Source organism: Rhodospirillales bacterium, from assembly GCA_028824295.1.
GTDB lineage: Bacteria > Pseudomonadota > Alphaproteobacteria > TMED109 > TMED109 > VXPW01.
On record JAPPED010000013.1, the window covers coordinates 57,046 to 72,042 of the forward strand.

16 protein-coding genes are annotated in these 14,997 nt (G+C 66.7%); 8 read left to right on the forward strand and 8 right to left on the reverse strand.

Going from position 1 to position 14,997, the window contains the following annotated elements; translation table 11 throughout:
* Positions 1-1,590: an ABC transporter substrate-binding protein gene (locus tag OXH60_06360; protein ID MDE0711740.1), complete on the reverse strand. Its 1,590-nt coding sequence runs from the start codon at positions 1,588-1,590 to the stop codon at positions 1-3.
* Positions 1,591-1,838: 248 nt separating this feature from the next.
* Between OXH60_06360 and OXH60_06365 the strand changes: the two genes are divergently transcribed.
* Genes OXH60_06365 through grxD form a run of 6 tightly spaced genes read left to right on the forward strand, consistent with a single transcriptional unit; the run spans position 1,839 to position 6,326 of the window.
* Positions 1,839-2,591: a phosphoribosylaminoimidazolesuccinocarboxamide synthase gene (locus OXH60_06365; protein ID MDE0711741.1), complete on the forward strand. Its 753-nt coding sequence runs from the start codon at positions 1,839-1,841 to the stop codon at positions 2,589-2,591.
* A gap of 10 nt (positions 2,592-2,601) precedes the next feature.
* Positions 2,602-2,844 (forward strand): phosphoribosylformylglycinamidine synthase subunit PurS, encoded by a 243-nt coding sequence (gene purS / locus OXH60_06370; GenBank protein MDE0711742.1) that lies wholly within the window; start codon positions 2,602-2,604, stop codon positions 2,842-2,844.
* Positions 2,841-3,527, forward strand: a complete 687-nt coding sequence (purQ, locus tag OXH60_06375) for a phosphoribosylformylglycinamidine synthase subunit PurQ (protein ID MDE0711743.1) — start codon at positions 2,841-2,843, stop codon at positions 3,525-3,527. Before purS ends, purQ begins: the two co-directional genes overlap by 4 nt.
* Positions 3,524-5,719: a phosphoribosylformylglycinamidine synthase subunit PurL gene (purL, locus tag OXH60_06380; protein MDE0711744.1), complete on the forward strand. Its 2,196-nt coding sequence runs from the start codon at positions 3,524-3,526 to the stop codon at positions 5,717-5,719. The genes purQ and purL overlap by 4 nt, the downstream gene beginning before the upstream one ends.
* Complete coding sequence (locus OXH60_06385) at positions 5,719-5,958, forward strand: BolA family transcriptional regulator (protein ID MDE0711745.1); 240 nt, start codon at positions 5,719-5,721, stop codon at positions 5,956-5,958. The genes purL and OXH60_06385 overlap by 1 nt, the downstream gene beginning before the upstream one ends.
* 23 nt (positions 5,959-5,981) lie before the next feature.
* Positions 5,982-6,326, forward strand: coding sequence for a Grx4 family monothiol glutaredoxin (grxD, locus tag OXH60_06390; GenBank protein ID MDE0711746.1), 345 nt, complete (start codon positions 5,982-5,984; stop codon positions 6,324-6,326).
* A 144-nt stretch (positions 6,327-6,470) separates the two neighbouring features.
* Here grxD and OXH60_06395 read toward each other — a convergent pair whose 3' ends face one another.
* The 6 genes from OXH60_06395 to OXH60_06420 form a co-directional block, all read right to left on the reverse strand.
* The gene (locus OXH60_06395) at positions 6,471-6,695 is read right to left on the reverse strand and encodes a hypothetical protein (protein ID MDE0711747.1); all 225 of its coding nucleotides are present in this window, start codon (positions 6,693-6,695) and stop codon (positions 6,471-6,473) included.
* Positions 6,696-6,815: 120 nt separating this feature from the next.
* Complete coding sequence (rpsD, locus tag OXH60_06400) at positions 6,816-7,433, reverse strand: 30S ribosomal protein S4 (protein MDE0711748.1); 618 nt, start codon at positions 7,431-7,433, stop codon at positions 6,816-6,818.
* Between the two features lie 103 nt (positions 7,434-7,536).
* On the reverse strand, positions 7,537-8,277 hold the full coding sequence (locus OXH60_06405; GenBank protein ID MDE0711749.1) for an RNA methyltransferase: 741 nt from the start codon (positions 8,275-8,277) through the stop codon (positions 7,537-7,539).
* Positions 8,274-9,590, reverse strand: a complete 1,317-nt coding sequence (gene cysS, locus OXH60_06410; GenBank protein ID MDE0711750.1) for a cysteine--tRNA ligase — start codon at positions 9,588-9,590, stop codon at positions 8,274-8,276. The genes OXH60_06405 and cysS overlap by 4 nt, the downstream gene beginning before the upstream one ends.
* A gap of 14 nt (positions 9,591-9,604) precedes the next feature.
* Entirely contained in the window at positions 9,605-11,260 is a 1,656-nt protein-coding gene (locus OXH60_06415) for an NAD+ synthase (protein ID MDE0711751.1), read from the reverse strand.
* Between the two features lie 11 nt (positions 11,261-11,271).
* Positions 11,272-12,405, reverse strand: coding sequence for a nicotinate phosphoribosyltransferase (locus tag OXH60_06420; protein MDE0711752.1), 1,134 nt, complete (start codon positions 12,403-12,405; stop codon positions 11,272-11,274).
* A gap of 419 nt (positions 12,406-12,824) precedes the next feature.
* Between OXH60_06420 and OXH60_06425 the strand changes: the two genes are divergently transcribed.
* Together OXH60_06425 and metW are read left to right on the forward strand one after the other, a co-directional pair.
* Entirely contained in the window at positions 12,825-13,970 is a 1,146-nt protein-coding gene (locus OXH60_06425; protein MDE0711753.1) for a homoserine O-acetyltransferase, read from the forward strand.
* Positions 13,967-14,611, forward strand: coding sequence for a methionine biosynthesis protein MetW (gene metW / locus OXH60_06430; GenBank protein MDE0711754.1), 645 nt, complete (start codon positions 13,967-13,969; stop codon positions 14,609-14,611). Before OXH60_06425 ends, metW begins: the two co-directional genes overlap by 4 nt.
* Here metW and OXH60_06435 read toward each other — a convergent pair.
* Positions 14,598-14,997: hypothetical protein (locus OXH60_06435; GenBank protein MDE0711755.1), on the reverse strand; the 400-nt coding region annotated here is incomplete at its 5' end. The genes metW and OXH60_06435 overlap by 14 nt on opposite strands.

A 14,997-nucleotide genomic window follows, 5' to 3' on the forward strand; every position in this document is an offset into this window, starting at 1 on the left:
CTACTTGGTGACGTTCCGGTAGTAGACGTGGTCGAAATTCACGCCCGACATGAAGCCCTCGACGCGCCTGCGTCGCACGACCTGCTCGCTCTGCTGAAACATGATGGCGTACGGCCCCTCGGTCTGCAGGCGCTTCTGGAGTTCCAGGTACATCGCCTCGCGCGCAGCGAGATCCTGCGTGTCGCGTGCCTCGATCGTCCGCTCGTTGATCTCCTCGGACGCCCACGCGTTTCGCCAGGCGAGCACGCCGGCAAGCATCGCTTCCGGCCGGTTGTCAGGGTTGTGCGCGAAGGCGTCCGCGTTGGAATGGGGGTCCATGTAGTCCGGTGACCAGCGCGCGACGATCAGTTCGTGTTTTCGCGCTCGGTACCGGGGCCAAAGCGTCTTGCCGTCCTGCATGACGATCCGCGCATCGATCCCGGCCTCGGCGAAGGTCGCCTGGATCGACTGCGCGATCTGCGGAAACGGCGAGCTGGTGAGCGTGTCGATCCGTACCTCGAACGGCCCGAGCTCCGCCTGGCCCAGCAGGGACCTCGCCTTCTCGATGTCGAGCTCGTACGGCGTGGCCGTGTAGCTGGCCCAGAGGCCGGCCGGCCAGAACGCCTGATGCACCGAGAACTGGCCGGCCAGGAACGAGTCCGCCATGCCCCGGTAGTCGATCGCGTGTCGTAGTGCCTGGACCACGGCCGGATTGCCGAGGACCGGATGCGATGTGTTGGCCGCCAGATAGACGATCGCGCCCTTGGGATAGCTGTCGACCGCGAGTTCAGCATGACCCGCCAGCGCCCTGATCTGGTCGGGCGTGAGGTTGCGGGCCATGTCGACGTCGCCCCGCTCCAGCAGCAGGCGCTGCGCCGACGGCTCGGGCACGTGACGCAGGAACACGCGCCGCATCGCGGGCGCCCCGTGCCGATACTCGGCATTCGCCTCGAGCGCAATAAACTCGTTGGCCTTCCAGCGCCCGAGCCAGAATGCGCCGGAACCGGCGCTGTGCGACCGCAGCCAGCCCTGGCCCAGGTCGCCGTCGGTCTCGTGCGCCAGCACGCGTTCCTTGTCGATCACCGAGGCCACGCCGGCCGAGAGCGCGTTCAGGACCAGGCCCGGTGAAAGCCGTGCGGTCACGGTGATACGCACGTGCGATCCGTCGACGATCTCGACCAAGTCCTCGACGTTCGCAGCGTTCCAGCCGAATTGGGTGAATATGAAGGCAGGAGTCTTGTTGAGCTTCACGACCCGCTCGAGCGAGAACTCGACATCCTCCGGTCGCACCGGGTTGCCCGAGTGAAAACGGAGGCCATCCCGGATCCGGAACACGATCGTCTCCCCGTCGTCTTCGATCGCATAGCTTTCGGCGACCCCGCCGGTCAGTTCTCGCGGGTCTTCGGGCTCGAACATCATCAGGCGGTCGTACACGTTGGCGACGATTTCACCCGCGGTGAACTCGAAGACCTCGGCCGGGTCGAGCGTGATCACGTCGCCGATGTCCTTGGCCATGACGAAGATGTTGGCCGGCGGATCTGCAAGCGCATGGCCAACTTCGAGCGCCAACCCGCCGCACAAGAGCAGGACCGTTCGGACGATGCGGCGCATGAGGGTGTTCTCCCGCAGGGGTCGCCGCCCGGGGCAGCCGGCGCACCATCGCGGCAGCGCAGGGCCGGGGCCGAACCGACCGCCGGCAACGGATGGCAGTCGGCCGGAGACAGTACCGCAGAACGGTCCGTTCGTCGGCAGGGCCGTCACCTCGCGTGCTTGCCCCGGCGACACCGGGGGGCTATAGACACCATCACGCGGAGCATGGGCTGAGCACAGCAGGCCCGCCCATCCTGGAGCCCTGATCCATGTCCAGACAGCGCCGTCGTCTGGTCTACGAGGGCAAGGCCAAGGCACTGTTCGAAGGCCCCGAACCCGGCACGCTCGTCCAGCATTTCAAGGACGACGCCACAGCGTTCAACAACCAGAAACGCGGCACCATCAGCGGCAAGGGCGTCATCAACAACCGCATCTCGGCCCACCTGATGATGCGGCTTGGCGAGATGGACATCCCGAACCATTTTCTCCGGCCGCTGAACATGCGCGAACAACTGGTGCGCGAAGTCGAGATCATCCCCGTCGAAGTGGTGGTACGGAACGTCGCGGCGGGCAGCTTGAGCAAGCGCCTGGACATCAAGGAAGGCACCCCCCTGCCCCGGCCGCTGATCGAGTGGTACTTCAAGAATGACGAGCTCAATGACCCGCTGGTGCTGGACGAGCACATTCTGGCCTTTGGCTGGGCTGCCGAAGACGAGCTCGACGAGATGTTCGGCTATGCACTGCGCATCAACGACTATCTCTCTGGCCTCTTCCATGCCATCAACATTCGCCTTATCGACATCAAGTTCGAGTTCGGACGCCATTTCAGCGACGAGGGCATGCGGATCCTGCTGGCCGACGAGATCAGCCCGGATACGTCCCGCCTCTGGGATCTGGAAACCGACGACAAGCTGGACAAGGACCGCTTTCGCCGCGATCTCGGGAAGATCGAGGAGGCCTACCAGGAGGTCGCACGCCGCCTAGGCGTGCTCCCCAAGTCCGACGGCAGCGCCGGCTCGTAAGGATTCCAGCATGAAGGCCATCGTCCATGTCGTCCTGAAGAAGGACGTGCTTGATCCACAGGGGAAGGCCGTCGAAGCCGCATTGCAGACACTCGGCTTCGGAGAGGTCTCGGAGGTTCGGCAGGGCAAGTTCTTTGAAATCACGCTGGATGGTCATCAAGACGACGCGCCGGCGCGCCTCGACAGAATGTGCGAAGAGCTGCTGGCCAATCCGGTGATCGAGGACTACCGCATTACCATTCCCGACGCATGAAAGCGGTGGTCGTGGTGTTCCCCGGTTCGAACTGCGACCGGGACGTCGCCGTGGCCCTCGCCCGTTGCACCGGCTGCGCCCCGACCCTCGTCTGGCACGGCGCTACCAGCCTGCCTCCGTGCGACCTGGTGGTCCTGCCGGGCGGCTTCTCCTACGGCGACTACCTGCGCGCCGGCGCCATTGCCGCACATTCACCCATCATGCGATCGGTACGGGAGGCCGCGGCACGAGGAATCGCCGTGCTCGGCATCTGCAACGGGTTCCAGATCCTCACGGAAACCAGGCTGCTGCCGGGTGCGCTGGTCCGGAATGCGGGGCTTCGGTTCGTATGCCGGTCAGTCGATCTTCGCGTGGAAGGCGACAGCCCCTTCCTGGCCGGATTCACCCCGGGTGAGTGCATCCGCTTCCCCGTGGCGCACATGGAGGGCAACTACCAGGCGGACCCGGAAACGCTGGCCGGGCTGGAATCGGAAGGCCGAATCGTCTTGCGGTATGTCGACGCGAATGGCGGCGTAACGGAGGCCGCGAACCCCAACGGCTCAGTCGCCGGTATCGCCGGCATCACGAGTGCGAGCCGACGCATTTTCGGCCTCATGCCGCACCCGGAACGCGTCATCGGCGACGAACTCGGCGGATCGGACGGACGCAGGTTCTTCGCCGCCGTCGCGGATGCCCTGGCATGAGCACCCCCACCGTGGACGACGCCGTGCGGCTCGGCCTGTCGGTGGACGAGTACCAACAGATCATCGCGCACCTCGGGCGACCGCCGAACCCTACCGAGCTGGGCGTCTTCTCCGCCATGTGGAACGAGCACTGCTCGTACAAGTCGTCGCGGCGCTGGCTCCGGACGCTGCCAATGTCGGGTGATCAGGTCATTCACGGTCCGGGCGAGAATGCCGGCGTGGTCGACGTGGGCGACGGCTGGGCGGTCGTCTTCAAGATGGAAAGCCACAACCACCCTTCGTTCATCGAACCCTACCAGGGGGCCGCCACCGGCGTCGGCGGTATTCTTCGGGACGTGTTCACGATGGGCGCTCGGCCCGTGGCGATCCTCAACAGTCTTCGATTCGGAGACCCGGACCATGCGAAGACGCGCCATCTGGTCGGCGGCGTGGTCGGCGGAATCGGCGGGTACGGGAACTGCATGGGGATCCCGACCGTCGGCGGCGAATGCGCGTTCGACCCGGGCTACAACGGCAACATCCTCGTGAACGCCATGGCCGTCGGGCTGGTCAGGCGTGAGCAGATCTTCCTCGCCAACGCCGGTCAGCCCGGCAATCCCGTGCTCTACGTGGGAGCCCGAACCGGGCGAGACGGCATTCATGGTGCCAGCATGGCCTCCGCCGGTTTCTCGGATGGCGCCGAAGCCCGTCGGCCAACGGTCCAGATCGGCGACCCGTTCATGGAAAAGCTGCTGCTCGAAGCCTGTCTCGAACTGATGGCCACGGGCGTAGTCATCGGCATCCAGGACATGGGGGCAGCTGGCCTGACGTCCTCGTCGGTGGAAATGGCGGCGCGTGCTGAGGTCGGGATCCGTCTCGATCTCGAGCGGGTGCCGGTGCGCGATGCCGGCATGACGCCGCTCGAGCTCATGCTGTCGGAGAGCCAGGAACGGATGCTGATGACCCTGCGCCCGGGTGCCGAAGCGGACGCCGCTGCCGTGTTCCAGAAGTGGGGGCTCGATGCGATGGTGATCGGCGAAGTGACGGACACCGGCCGGCTGGAACTGGCGATGCATGGCGACGCGGTTGCCGACCTGCCGATCGGACCCCTGGCCGAGGGGCTGGCCTACGAGCGTCCGGCTGCCGAACCTCCGTCTTCCGAACCGGCTCCCGTGCCGGACCGGACGGCCACCATCGATACCCTTCTCGCCCTGATCGGGTCGCCGAACCTAGCATCGCGCGAATGGATCTGGGAGCAGTATGACCACGGCGTGATGGGCGACACGATCACGCCGCCGGGTTCCGATGCTGCCGTCGTACGCATCCACGGCACCGACCGGGCGCTCGCGCTGACCGCGGACTGCACCCCTCGGTACTGCGAGGCCGATCCCCGCCTCGGGGCGATCCAGGCGATCGCCGAATCGTACCGCAATCTCTCGGCCGCCGGAGCGCGCCCTCTCGCTGTCACCGACTGCCTGAACTTCGGGAGCCCCGAGGATCCCGTCGTCATGGGCACCTTCAAGGCCGCTGTCGAAGGCCTCAGCGAGGCCTGCCGCGCGCTGAGCATGCCGGTCGTGTCGGGCAACGTTTCCTTCTACAACGAAACCGACAACCGCCCGATCCCGCCGACCCCCCAGGTGGGCACCGTCGGGTTGATCGAGCACGTGGCCCGCACGGGAACGATGGCACCGTCGCCAGGCACCTCCGTGCTCCTGGTCGGCAACGCCGAGGGCCATGTGTCGTGCTCGCTGTACGCCCGCGAGATCCACGGTCTGACCGGGGGCGCCCCACCCCCCGTCGATCTCGATGCCGAACGGCGTCATGGGGAATGGATCCGTGAGCAGGTCTCGGGCGGTCGTGCCGACGCCTGCCACGACATTTCGGACGGCGGACTGGCCGTCGCCCTCGCGGAGATGTGCATCGCGGCCGGGACCGGCGCATCCGTGCAACCGCCGGATGAGAAGCTGTCGCCCGCGTGCTTCTATTTCGGCGAGGACCAGGCCCGCTACCTGCTCGCGGCCCGATCCGGGCAGGTGGACGGTCTTCTTCGGGCGGCGGCCGAAGACGGGATTCCGGTCCGGATACTCGGCCGGTTCGGCGGGCGGGAGCTTCGGTTGGCGCCGCTGGGCAGCGTGGCGGTTGACACGCTTCGGCGTCGGCACGCAGGATGGTTTCCGTCCTATATGAATGGAAACACGAGGGAGACCGGCTGATGGCGATGGACGCGCAGGAAATCGAGTCGTTGATCCGGGCCGCGCTACCCGACGCCAAGATCACGATCGAAGATCTTCGCGGTGACGGCGATCACTACGCCGCCCACGTGATCTCCGAGGCTTTCCGGGGGAAATCCCGGGTCGAACAGCACCAGATGGTTTATGGTGCCTTGCAAGGCCGGATGGGAGGGGTGCTGCACGCGCTTGCGCTCCAGACCGCCCCGCCCGACGACGTCTAACCCAGCTGCTGGAGGAGCATCTGATGGACAGTGATATCGCCAACCCCGTGCACGGGCAGATCCAGGCCGAACTTGACGCAAACGATGTCGTTCTCTTCATGAAGGGGACGCCCGTATTCCCGCAGTGCGGCTTCTCCGCGATGGTGGTGCAGATCCTCAACCACCTCGGCATCCCGTTTAAGGGGATCGATGTGCTGGCGGACTCCGGACTCCGCGAGGGCATCAAGGAGTTCACGAACTGGCCGACCATCCCGCAGCTCTACGTCAAGGGCGAGTTCGTCGGCGGCTGTGACATCGTCCGCGAAATGTACGAACACAATGAGTTGAAGGACCACGTGACCAACAAAGGGATCGCCCTGAACGGTTAGTCGGATCCGCCGGCGCTGCCGGCGGTCGCCGGCACTGCACGAGCGGATGGCGACCGCAGACCCTCGCTGGGGGCAGGCGTCCCCGGCCGTGACATCGACTTTTCCACAAGCTGCCGGCCGGATCCCGGCGTCCTTTTTCCGTTATCAGAATTTCGCCGTCACGGAGACGGACGCAAACCCGGCCGCCGCGTCCCGGTAGCCCAGCCGCACCCCGTCGTGGACGGTGTTGTCGCTGAACCGTTCCCCGATGCGCGCGTACTCGGGGATCGGAACGTGTGACAAATGTTCGAACCCGGCACCCGCGCGAACCACGTATCCCTCTGACATCGAAACACTCAGCATCACCTCGATGCGCGTGCGCACGGCCAACCGGAGTGGATCGCCGCCCAGCTACAGGATGCTCACGTTCGAACTTCGCGCAGAAGCGCGGGCGGCGCAGCCCGGCGACATTCCGTCGATGCGGGGGCACCCGGCTGCCGCCGGGTTTGATCAGCGCGAGTAGTACTCGATGACCAGCTGCGGGTTCATGCGCACCGGGTACGGCACGTCTTCGAGCTTGGGCACGCGCGTGTACGTCCCGGACAGTGCCTTCTCGTCAAACCCGATGTAGTCCGGCAAGTCCCGTTCCTGGTCCTGGATCGCTTCCAGCATCAACGGGTGCTGGCGGGACCGTTCCCGGATGGACACGATGTCTCCTTCCCGGCACAGATAGCTCGGGATCGTCACCCGGTGGCCGTTGACCGCGATATGCCCGTGATTGATCACCTGCCGCGCGGCGAAGACGGTCGGCACAAAGTTGAGTCGGTAGACGATCGCATCCAGGCGGCTTTCCAGCAGGCCAATCAGCTGCTCGCCGGTGTCGCCACGCATCTGCGTCGCCCTCCGGTAGTAACGCCGGAACTGCCGCTCGGAAATGTTGCCGTAGTAACCCTTGAGCTGCTGCTTGGCCATCAACTGCTCGGCGAAGTTGGACGGCTTGCTCTTGCGACGCCGGCCGTGCTCTCCGGGTCCGTAGTCCCGCTTGTTTACCGGGCTCTTGGGGCGCCCCCACAAGTTGCAGCGAAGGCGACGGTCAATCTTGTGGTGCGGGTGCTTGCGCTTGCTCATGCCCCGCCGGGCTGATCTCGCCCGGCCTCCGAAAGTGCGGCGGAATAATGCGTCCCGACCCAAGTCGTACGCAGCGCGCACCATACGCCCCGGGGCGCTGCTGTCAAACCGAATCGCCCCGCGATGACCTCAATGAACTCAGGATGCCGTGCAGGGTACGCAGCTCCTGATCGCTCAGTCGGTTCCGCGTGAAAATTGCACGCACGCTCGCCGCCATGCGCGGCGCCTTCTCCGGCGGGTACAGGAACCCGGACTCTTCGAGCATCGTCAGCAGGCGGTCCAGGAAGAATTCGAGCTCATTCCTGGCGGCCGGGGGCGCCAGTGACGTGGCCGCCGGCACATTGCCCGCATCGCCGCTCCGGTGCCACTCGTACCCCATCAGCAGCACCGACATGGCGAGATTCAACGAACGGAATCCCGTGGCCGGGATCGAGACGATCGTATCCGCCACGCCAAGCTCGTCGTTGGCAAGGCCTGCGCTTTCCGGGCCGAAGACCAGGCCCGTCCGCTCGCCTCTCGTTGCGGCCTGCCGCAGGCGCGACGCGGACCCAGCCGGGTCCAGCGTCTCGCGCGCCAGCGCGCGGGGCCGTGCCGTCAGGGCGTGCACCGTCTGCAGGTCCTGGGTCGCCGCCGGCAGATCCGCGTGGACCGACACCTCGATCCTGGCCCGCTCCAGCGCCCCCGACGCCGACGCCGTGGCCGCGGGGTCGGGCCAGGGGTGTCTCGGCCCCGCCAGTCGCAGGTCGGCGAGACCGAAATTGGCCATGGCGCGAATCGCCATGCCCACGTTTTCCGGCAGCTGAGAACGCACCAGCACCACCGCGGGCGGGCGGATGTCCGTCACTTTCGTCGCCAAATCGTCCCGGCCGGCGTGTCTTCCAGGATCACACCGGCCTCCGCAAGCTGCGTCCGGATGCTGTCAGCCGCCGTGAAGTCGCGGCGCGCCCGCGCGGCGGCCCGGGCGGCGATCTGTTCGTCGATCGCCCGGTCTGACGGCCCGGTCCCGGATGCCCCCTGAAACCACTCGTCATGGGGGACTTCCAGCAATCCCAGCATGCGCAGGCCCGCGTGCAACTCCGCTCCCCCGAGCCCATGCAGGGCCGCGATCGCCCGCGGCGAGTTGAGATCGTCGTCCAGGGCCTCAAGCACGGCCGGCGGCGGCGTCCCGGCGGGCGGTTCTCCTGCCACCGTCCGGCGCCATCGGTCAAGTTGCCGCCGGGCCCGGCGGAGCCCTTCCTCCGTGAAGTCGATTGGCTGGCGGTAATGCGTCGAGAGGAGGAGCAGACGGAGTGCCTCACCCGGATGGCGGCTCAGCAGGTCGCGGACCGTGTAGAAGTTCCCGAGGGACTTCGCCATCTTCTCGCCTTCGCACAGCAGGTAACCGTTGTGCATCCAGTACCGTGCGAACTCGGTACCGGGCTCGGCCGAGCAGGACTGCGCGATCTCGTTCTCGTGGTGGGGGAAGGCGAGATCGATCCCTCCTCCGTGGATGTCGAATTCGGACCCCAGATACTCCCGGCTCATGGCCGAGCACTCGATGTGCCAGCCAGGTCGGCCGCGCCCCCACGGGCTTTCCCAACCGGGGAGGTCGGGGTCGGAGGGCTTCCAGAGGACGAAGTCGGCCGGGTCGCGTTTGTACGACTCGACCTCCACCCGCGCCCCAGCCAGCTGCTCTTCCCGATCGCGGCCCGCCAGTCGCCCGTACTGTGCCAGCGACGGGACGTGGAACAGCACGTGCCCCGAGGCGACGTAGGCGTGGCCGTGCCCGAGCAGTTCCTCGATCATCCCGATCATCTGGGAGATATGTTCGGTCGCCCGCGGCTCCACGTCGGGCGGGCGCGCGTTCAATGCCACCATATCCTCCCGGAAACGCGCCAGGGTCCGCTCAGTGAGTTCGCGGATCGTGATCTTCTCTTCCGCCGCACGGTCGTTGATCTTGTCATCCACGTCCGTGATGTTCCGGACGTAGGTCACGCGCGGGTACAGGGTCCGCAGGAACCGCACGAGAAGATCGAACACCACGACGGGCCGGGCATTCCCGATATGCGCGTCGTCGTAGACGGTGGGGCCGCAGACATAGATCCGGACATGCTCCGGATCGCGCGGAACAAAGGGTTCTCGCCGGCGCGTCAGGGTGTTGTAGACGGTCAGTGGCATGGATCGGTGCGTGGCTAGTCCGCAAACCGGTTGGTGATCGGGTAGCGCCGGTCCCGGCCGAATGCGCGCGTCGTGATCCGCACGCCGGGGGGTGCCTGGCGTCGCTTGTACTCGGCCCGGAGCAGCATGCCCCGGATGCGCTTCACCAGCGCCGGATCGTACCCGGCCGCCACTACCTCGGCGACCGACTCCTCGTCCTCGACCAGCCGTTCCAGCACCGCGTCCAGTACCTCGTAGGGCGGAAGCGAGTCCTGATCCGTCTGGTCGGGGCGGAGCTCCGCCGACGGCGCCTTGGTGATGCTGGCCTCCGGGATCGCCCGGCCGCTCGGTCCCAGAAGTTCCGGGATGCTGTTGCGGTTGCGCCACCTTGCCAGCGCGTAGGCGGTGGTCTTGTAGACATCCTTCAGCACCGAATAGCCGCCGTTCATGTCCCCGTACAGCGTGGCGTAGCCAACGGACATCTCGCTCTTGTTGCCGGTGGTGAGCAGCATGTGCCCGAACTTGTTGGAGAACGCCATCAGGATCGTGCCCCGGAGCCGCGCTTGCACGTTCTCCTCGGTCGTGTCGGGCTCGAGCCCGGCGAACTGCTCCCTGAGCAGGTCGCCGAGTGCCGTCACCGCACCCGCTATCGGCACCGTCTCGATACGCATGCCGAGCAGTTCCGCGCTTTCCGCCGCATCGTCCAGGCTGCCAGCGGACGAGAAGGTCGAGGGCATGCGGACGCCGATGACCCGTTCGGGCCCCAGGGCGTCCACCGCCACGGCCGCCGACAGCGCCGAATCGATCCCCCCCGACAGACCCAGAACGACGCCGGGGAAGCCGTTCTTGTCCACGTAGTCGCGGAGCCCCGTGACCAGGGCCTGCCAAATCGCTTCCGTCCCGTCCGGCACGGGATGGACGATTCCGTCCTCGGGCTCCCAGCGGTCATCGTCGCACCGCCATCGCGTGACCGTCAGATCCGGGCGCCACGAGGGTGCCTGGGCGACCAGCCGCGCGTCGCCCGCCAGCACGAACGATGCCCCGTCGAACGCAAGCTCGTCCTGCCCACCTACCTGGTTGACGTACGCCAGCGGCAGGCGGGTCTCCGTCACCCGGGAAACCGCGTGCGCCAGGCGCTGGTCGCCCTTGCGGGCGTCGAACGGTGACCCGTTGATCACCACCAGCAGGTCGGCCCCCGACTCTTCGTGGGTTTCCGCAATGTCGGAAAACCACATGTCCTCGCAGACCATCAGCCCGAGCCGGACCCCTCGGAAGGCGACCGGGCCCGCCGGCGGGCCCGGACGGAACACCCGGGCCTCGTCGAAGACGCCGTAGTTGGGCAGGTGGTGCTTGAGTCGTTGCGCCCGCACCTTGCCGCCGTGGAGCAGGAGCGCCGCATTGCCGGCCCCTCCGTCCTCGAGCGTGACCGGCGCGCCCAGCACCACCGCCGGACCCGCTTCGTCGATCTCGCCGGCCAACGACTGGACCGCGTCACCGGCCGCATTCACGAATGCCGGGCGCGTGATGAGATCCTCCGGCGGGTACCCCGTCAGCACCAGTTCCGGGAACACCACCAGGTCCGCGCCGGCAGCCCGTCCCGCACGCCAGGCGTCCAGAATCAGACCGGAATTGTGTGCGAAATCGCCCACGGTCGGATTGACCTGGGCCATCGCGAGCGAAAACGCGGTCACCGCTGGTCGCTTCAGGACGTCGACGCGGGCTTGCGGAGCAGGAATTCGCGTCCGACCTTGACCCGTTCGTCACTCCCGTACCGGACGATATCGGCGGTGGCGTAGGTCTCGGACCAGTCATCGGGCAGGTAGGAGCCGGTGCCGATCAGGTCGACCGGCACGGACGCGCTCGCCATCACCTTGCACTTCGTGGCGCTGAAACCCGAACTCGCCACGATCCGGACCCGGTCCCAGCCGGCGTCGTCGAGCGCCAGCCGGAAATGCCAGAGTGCAGCTGCGCTTACGCCGGTTCCCACCAGCCACCGCAGCTCCTGTTCGGTCCGGTAGGTACGGATTGCCGCGGGCGCGCAGCGATCGAGAATGTCGTACGAGCGGGCGGTGTCCAGTCCCTCGACGAAGCGCCCGCCATGCGTGTCGATCCGAAGCGAGAGCTCCCCGTTCCGCGCCTGCTCGGGAAACGCCTCGCAGACCGCTAGCGCGTCCGTGATCTCCCGTCCGAAATAGTCCACCAGGACCGTCAGCGGCTCCGCCGGATATTTCGCTGCGAACATCTGCGCCGCCCGGACGGTCGAGCCGGCATAGCCGATCAGGGCATGCGGCATGGTACCGAGCCCCCGGTCCGTCGCCAGCAGCGGCGCCGTCGCGTCATTCGCCGTACCGACGAACCCCACCGCATCGGCTTCTCGCCGCGCTCGCTCCGAGCCGACGGAAGCGCCGTAGACCATCAGTTCCTGCATTTCGGCGCCGGCACAGTGCCGCGCGTCCATCGCCAGAAACGCCACTTTAGGGAGATCGCTGCACATGCTGTACGCGTTGTAGGCAGCGACCGAAGGCGGACCCAGCTTCTGCAGGTAGATGGTCTCAAGGTCCACCAGCGCCGAGAACGGGCCTTCGAGGTAGAGGAGCGGCTCACCCGCCCCGACCCAGGCCCCTTCAGCGTGGCAGAGCTCGATGCCGAACTTGACGCCGCGCTCGACCGCAGCCATCTCCAGCCACTCCACCGCAAGGCGCGGGCAGAAGAGAACAGGTCGACGCATGAACACCGCGTACGTCACCGAGAGATCGCCGTACTGCCGGACAATCCCGCGCGTGAGTTTGAAGTAATGATCCGTGCGCCGAGCCACGTCGTGTTCAAACAGAGACATTCCTGCCCCGTGGCACATCGGTAACGGATGGAAACGTGCCACAGCGTCTGCGGACCGGCAACCGATCCCTGCCAGCCCCAACTGTTGCCGCCGCCCGGTGCCGCGCCGAGACCGCTCCGGTCGCACGGAATTCGGCGCGGTCCGAATGGATGGCGGTCCGGACGCCGACGCCGTGCGTCCCCGGACCGCGGCGGGACGGGGGCGCCGAAGCATGGGGTTGCCGACCGACCGGGCACACGTTTCAACACGTAAGGCCGATTCGCATGCTCCTTGCCGTATCCTACGCGCCCTCCCGGAGGCCCCTGCCGCGTCGCAGCGTGCCGGGCCTGCGTTATGTTGGTGGATGATCATGTGGCATCAGACAGCTGCGTCGGCACTTGGCTATGCGGCCAGCACGGCCGGGCCGGGGATGTGGTGTCATGGAGATTGAAGCGGCAGCCGTCGATTTCGAGCCGATCTTTGCGCTCGACGGGAAACTGAAGCTCCAGTCGCAGGTGGAGCTTGCTGGAACCCAGTGCGCGTACCAGACGTACGGCACGCTGAATGCCGACCGTTCCAACGCCATCATGATCTGTCACGGCCTGACCGGTGACCAGTACGTGGCCGGCACCAACCCGCTGACGGGCCGTGCGGGCTGGTGGAACCATGTCGTCGGACCCGGGTTGGTGCTCGACACCGATCGGTACTTCGTGATCTGCACCAATGTGCTGGGCGGCTGCCTGGGGACGACGGGCCCGTCGACGATCAATCCGGACACCGGACAGCCATGGAACATGGATTTCCCGGTCTTCACGGTGGCGGACATGGTCGACCTACAGGTCCACCTGATCGATGCGCTGGGCATCGATCAGCTATTTGCCGTCATCGGTGCTTCGATGGGCGGGATGATGGCGCTCGACTGGGCAGCGCGCCATTCGGAACGGGTGTTCGCGTCGATCCCCGTTGCCGCGTCGTGGCGCCACACCGCCCAGAACATCGCATTCCACGAAGTGGGCCGGCGCGCCATCACCGCCGACGCGGACTGGCACGCGGGTGCCTACCGCGGCCTTGGCGTCAAGCCGGAGAAGGGCCTCGCGGCAGCCCGCATGGTGGCCCACATCACGTACCTCTCCGAGACCGCTTTCCAGGAGAAGTTCGGACGCGAACTGCCGAGAGACAGCAAGCTCTCGTTCGTGCTCGACCCTGAGTTCGAAGTGGAGCGGTACCTGGACCACCAGGGCAAGACCTTCGTGAAGCGCTTCGACGCCGCAAGCTACATGTACCTGACGCGGGCCATGGACTACTTCGATCTCGCGGCCCGCCACGACGGCGACCTGGCCACGGTCTTCAAGGGCGTTGGCACCCGCTTTCTCCTCGTCTCGTTCACCAGCGACTGGCTGTTCCCGACCGCGGAGTCACGCACCATCGTGAAAGCGCTCAACGCCAATGCCGCGGACGTGAGTTTCATCGAGATCCCGGCCGACTACGGACACGACAGCTTCCTGATCGAAAGCGCCACGGACTTTCACGACGTGCTCGAGGGATTCCTGGACGGCTCGGCTCGGCGCCGGGGCCTGAAGCCGTGAGCCAATCGGCACCGCGCCGCGCCGACCTCCGTCTGATCGCGGAACTGGTGACCCGCGGCGGGCGGGTGCTGGATGTCGGGTGCGGGGACGGATCCCTCCTGGAGACGCTGGAAACCGAAAAGCAGGTCAAGGGGCAGGGGATCGAGATCCGGAACAACCGGGTCGAGGCCTGCATGCGCCGGGGGCTGACCGTCATCCAGGGCGACGCGGACACGGACCTTCCGGACTTCCCCGACCGCGCCTTCGACTACGTCATCCTCAGCCAGGCTCTCCAGAACATGCACCGACCGCGCGAGGTGCTCGACCAACTGCTCCGGATCGGCCAACGCGCCATCGTGTCGTTCCCCAACCTCGGCCATTGGCGCGCGCGGCTGACGCTCCTCTGGCGTGGCCGCATGCCCATCGTGGAAACCAACGGCATGCCGCGGTCCTGGTATGACACGCCGAACATCCACCTCTGCACGATCCGCGATTTCCTCCTGATGTGCGAAACGCTCGGTATCACCGTGGAAGAGGGACATGCGGTGGGCAGGGACGGCTCGCTCCGCCGGCTTGGTGCAGGTACCGCCTGGGAGACGTTGTGGACCCACCAGGCCGTGTACGTGCTGACCCGTTCCCGCCGGGCGGCTAACGGTGGATGAGGTACGGCCGAAGTTGCCGCGCCAGTCGCTCGGTCGGGATGTTTGTCGGCACGTGCAGGCGTTTCCGTCCCTCGGCCAGCACGACGCCGGGAAACAGCAGGGGTAGCCGCTCCCAGGTCGCGGCAACGCGCAGATAAAGCGCCTGCGGCAGCGGCGGCGCGTGCAGCGCGCCCCAGACCTTCCGCGGCTCGAACGCGGCGGCTGCCAATCGCTGGCGAACGCCCATGGCGGTCAACGGCCGACCCTGCCGGAAGGGACTCCTTCCAAACCAGGCCCAGGGGCCAAGACGGTTGGGTGCGATCAGCAGGATCCGCCCCTCCGGCGCCGTCATGCGCCACACGTCGCGGAGCACGGCCGCCTCATCCTCCGCGTTCTCCAGGGTGTGC

Excerpts from the sequence above, each read along its gene's own strand:
- OXH60_06360 (MDE0711740.1), bottom strand. The coding sequence starts at position 1,590 with ATGCGCCGCATCGTCCGAACGGTCCTGCTCTTGTGCGGCGGGTTGGCG.
- OXH60_06365 (MDE0711741.1), top strand. The coding sequence starts at position 1,839 with ATGTCCAGACAGCGCCGTCGTCTGGTCTACGAGGGCAAGGCCAAGGCA.
- purS (MDE0711742.1), top strand. The coding sequence starts at position 2,602 with ATGAAGGCCATCGTCCATGTCGTCCTGAAGAAGGACGTGCTTGATCCA.
- purQ (MDE0711743.1), top strand. The coding sequence starts at position 2,841 with ATGAAAGCGGTGGTCGTGGTGTTCCCCGGTTCGAACTGCGACCGGGAC.
- purL (MDE0711744.1), top strand. The coding sequence starts at position 3,524 with ATGAGCACCCCCACCGTGGACGACGCCGTGCGGCTCGGCCTGTCGGTG.
- OXH60_06385 (MDE0711745.1), top strand. The coding sequence starts at position 5,719 with ATGGCGATGGACGCGCAGGAAATCGAGTCGTTGATCCGGGCCGCGCTA.
- grxD (MDE0711746.1), top strand. The coding sequence starts at position 5,982 with ATGGACAGTGATATCGCCAACCCCGTGCACGGGCAGATCCAGGCCGAA.
- rpsD (MDE0711748.1), bottom strand. The coding sequence starts at position 7,433 with ATGAGCAAGCGCAAGCACCCGCACCACAAGATTGACCGTCGCCTTCGC.
- cysS (MDE0711750.1), bottom strand. The coding sequence starts at position 9,590 with ATGCCACTGACCGTCTACAACACCCTGACGCGCCGGCGAGAACCCTTT.
- OXH60_06420 (MDE0711752.1), bottom strand. The coding sequence starts at position 12,405 with ATGTCTCTGTTTGAACACGACGTGGCTCGGCGCACGGATCATTACTTC.
- OXH60_06425 (MDE0711753.1), top strand. The coding sequence starts at position 12,825 with ATGGAGATTGAAGCGGCAGCCGTCGATTTCGAGCCGATCTTTGCGCTC.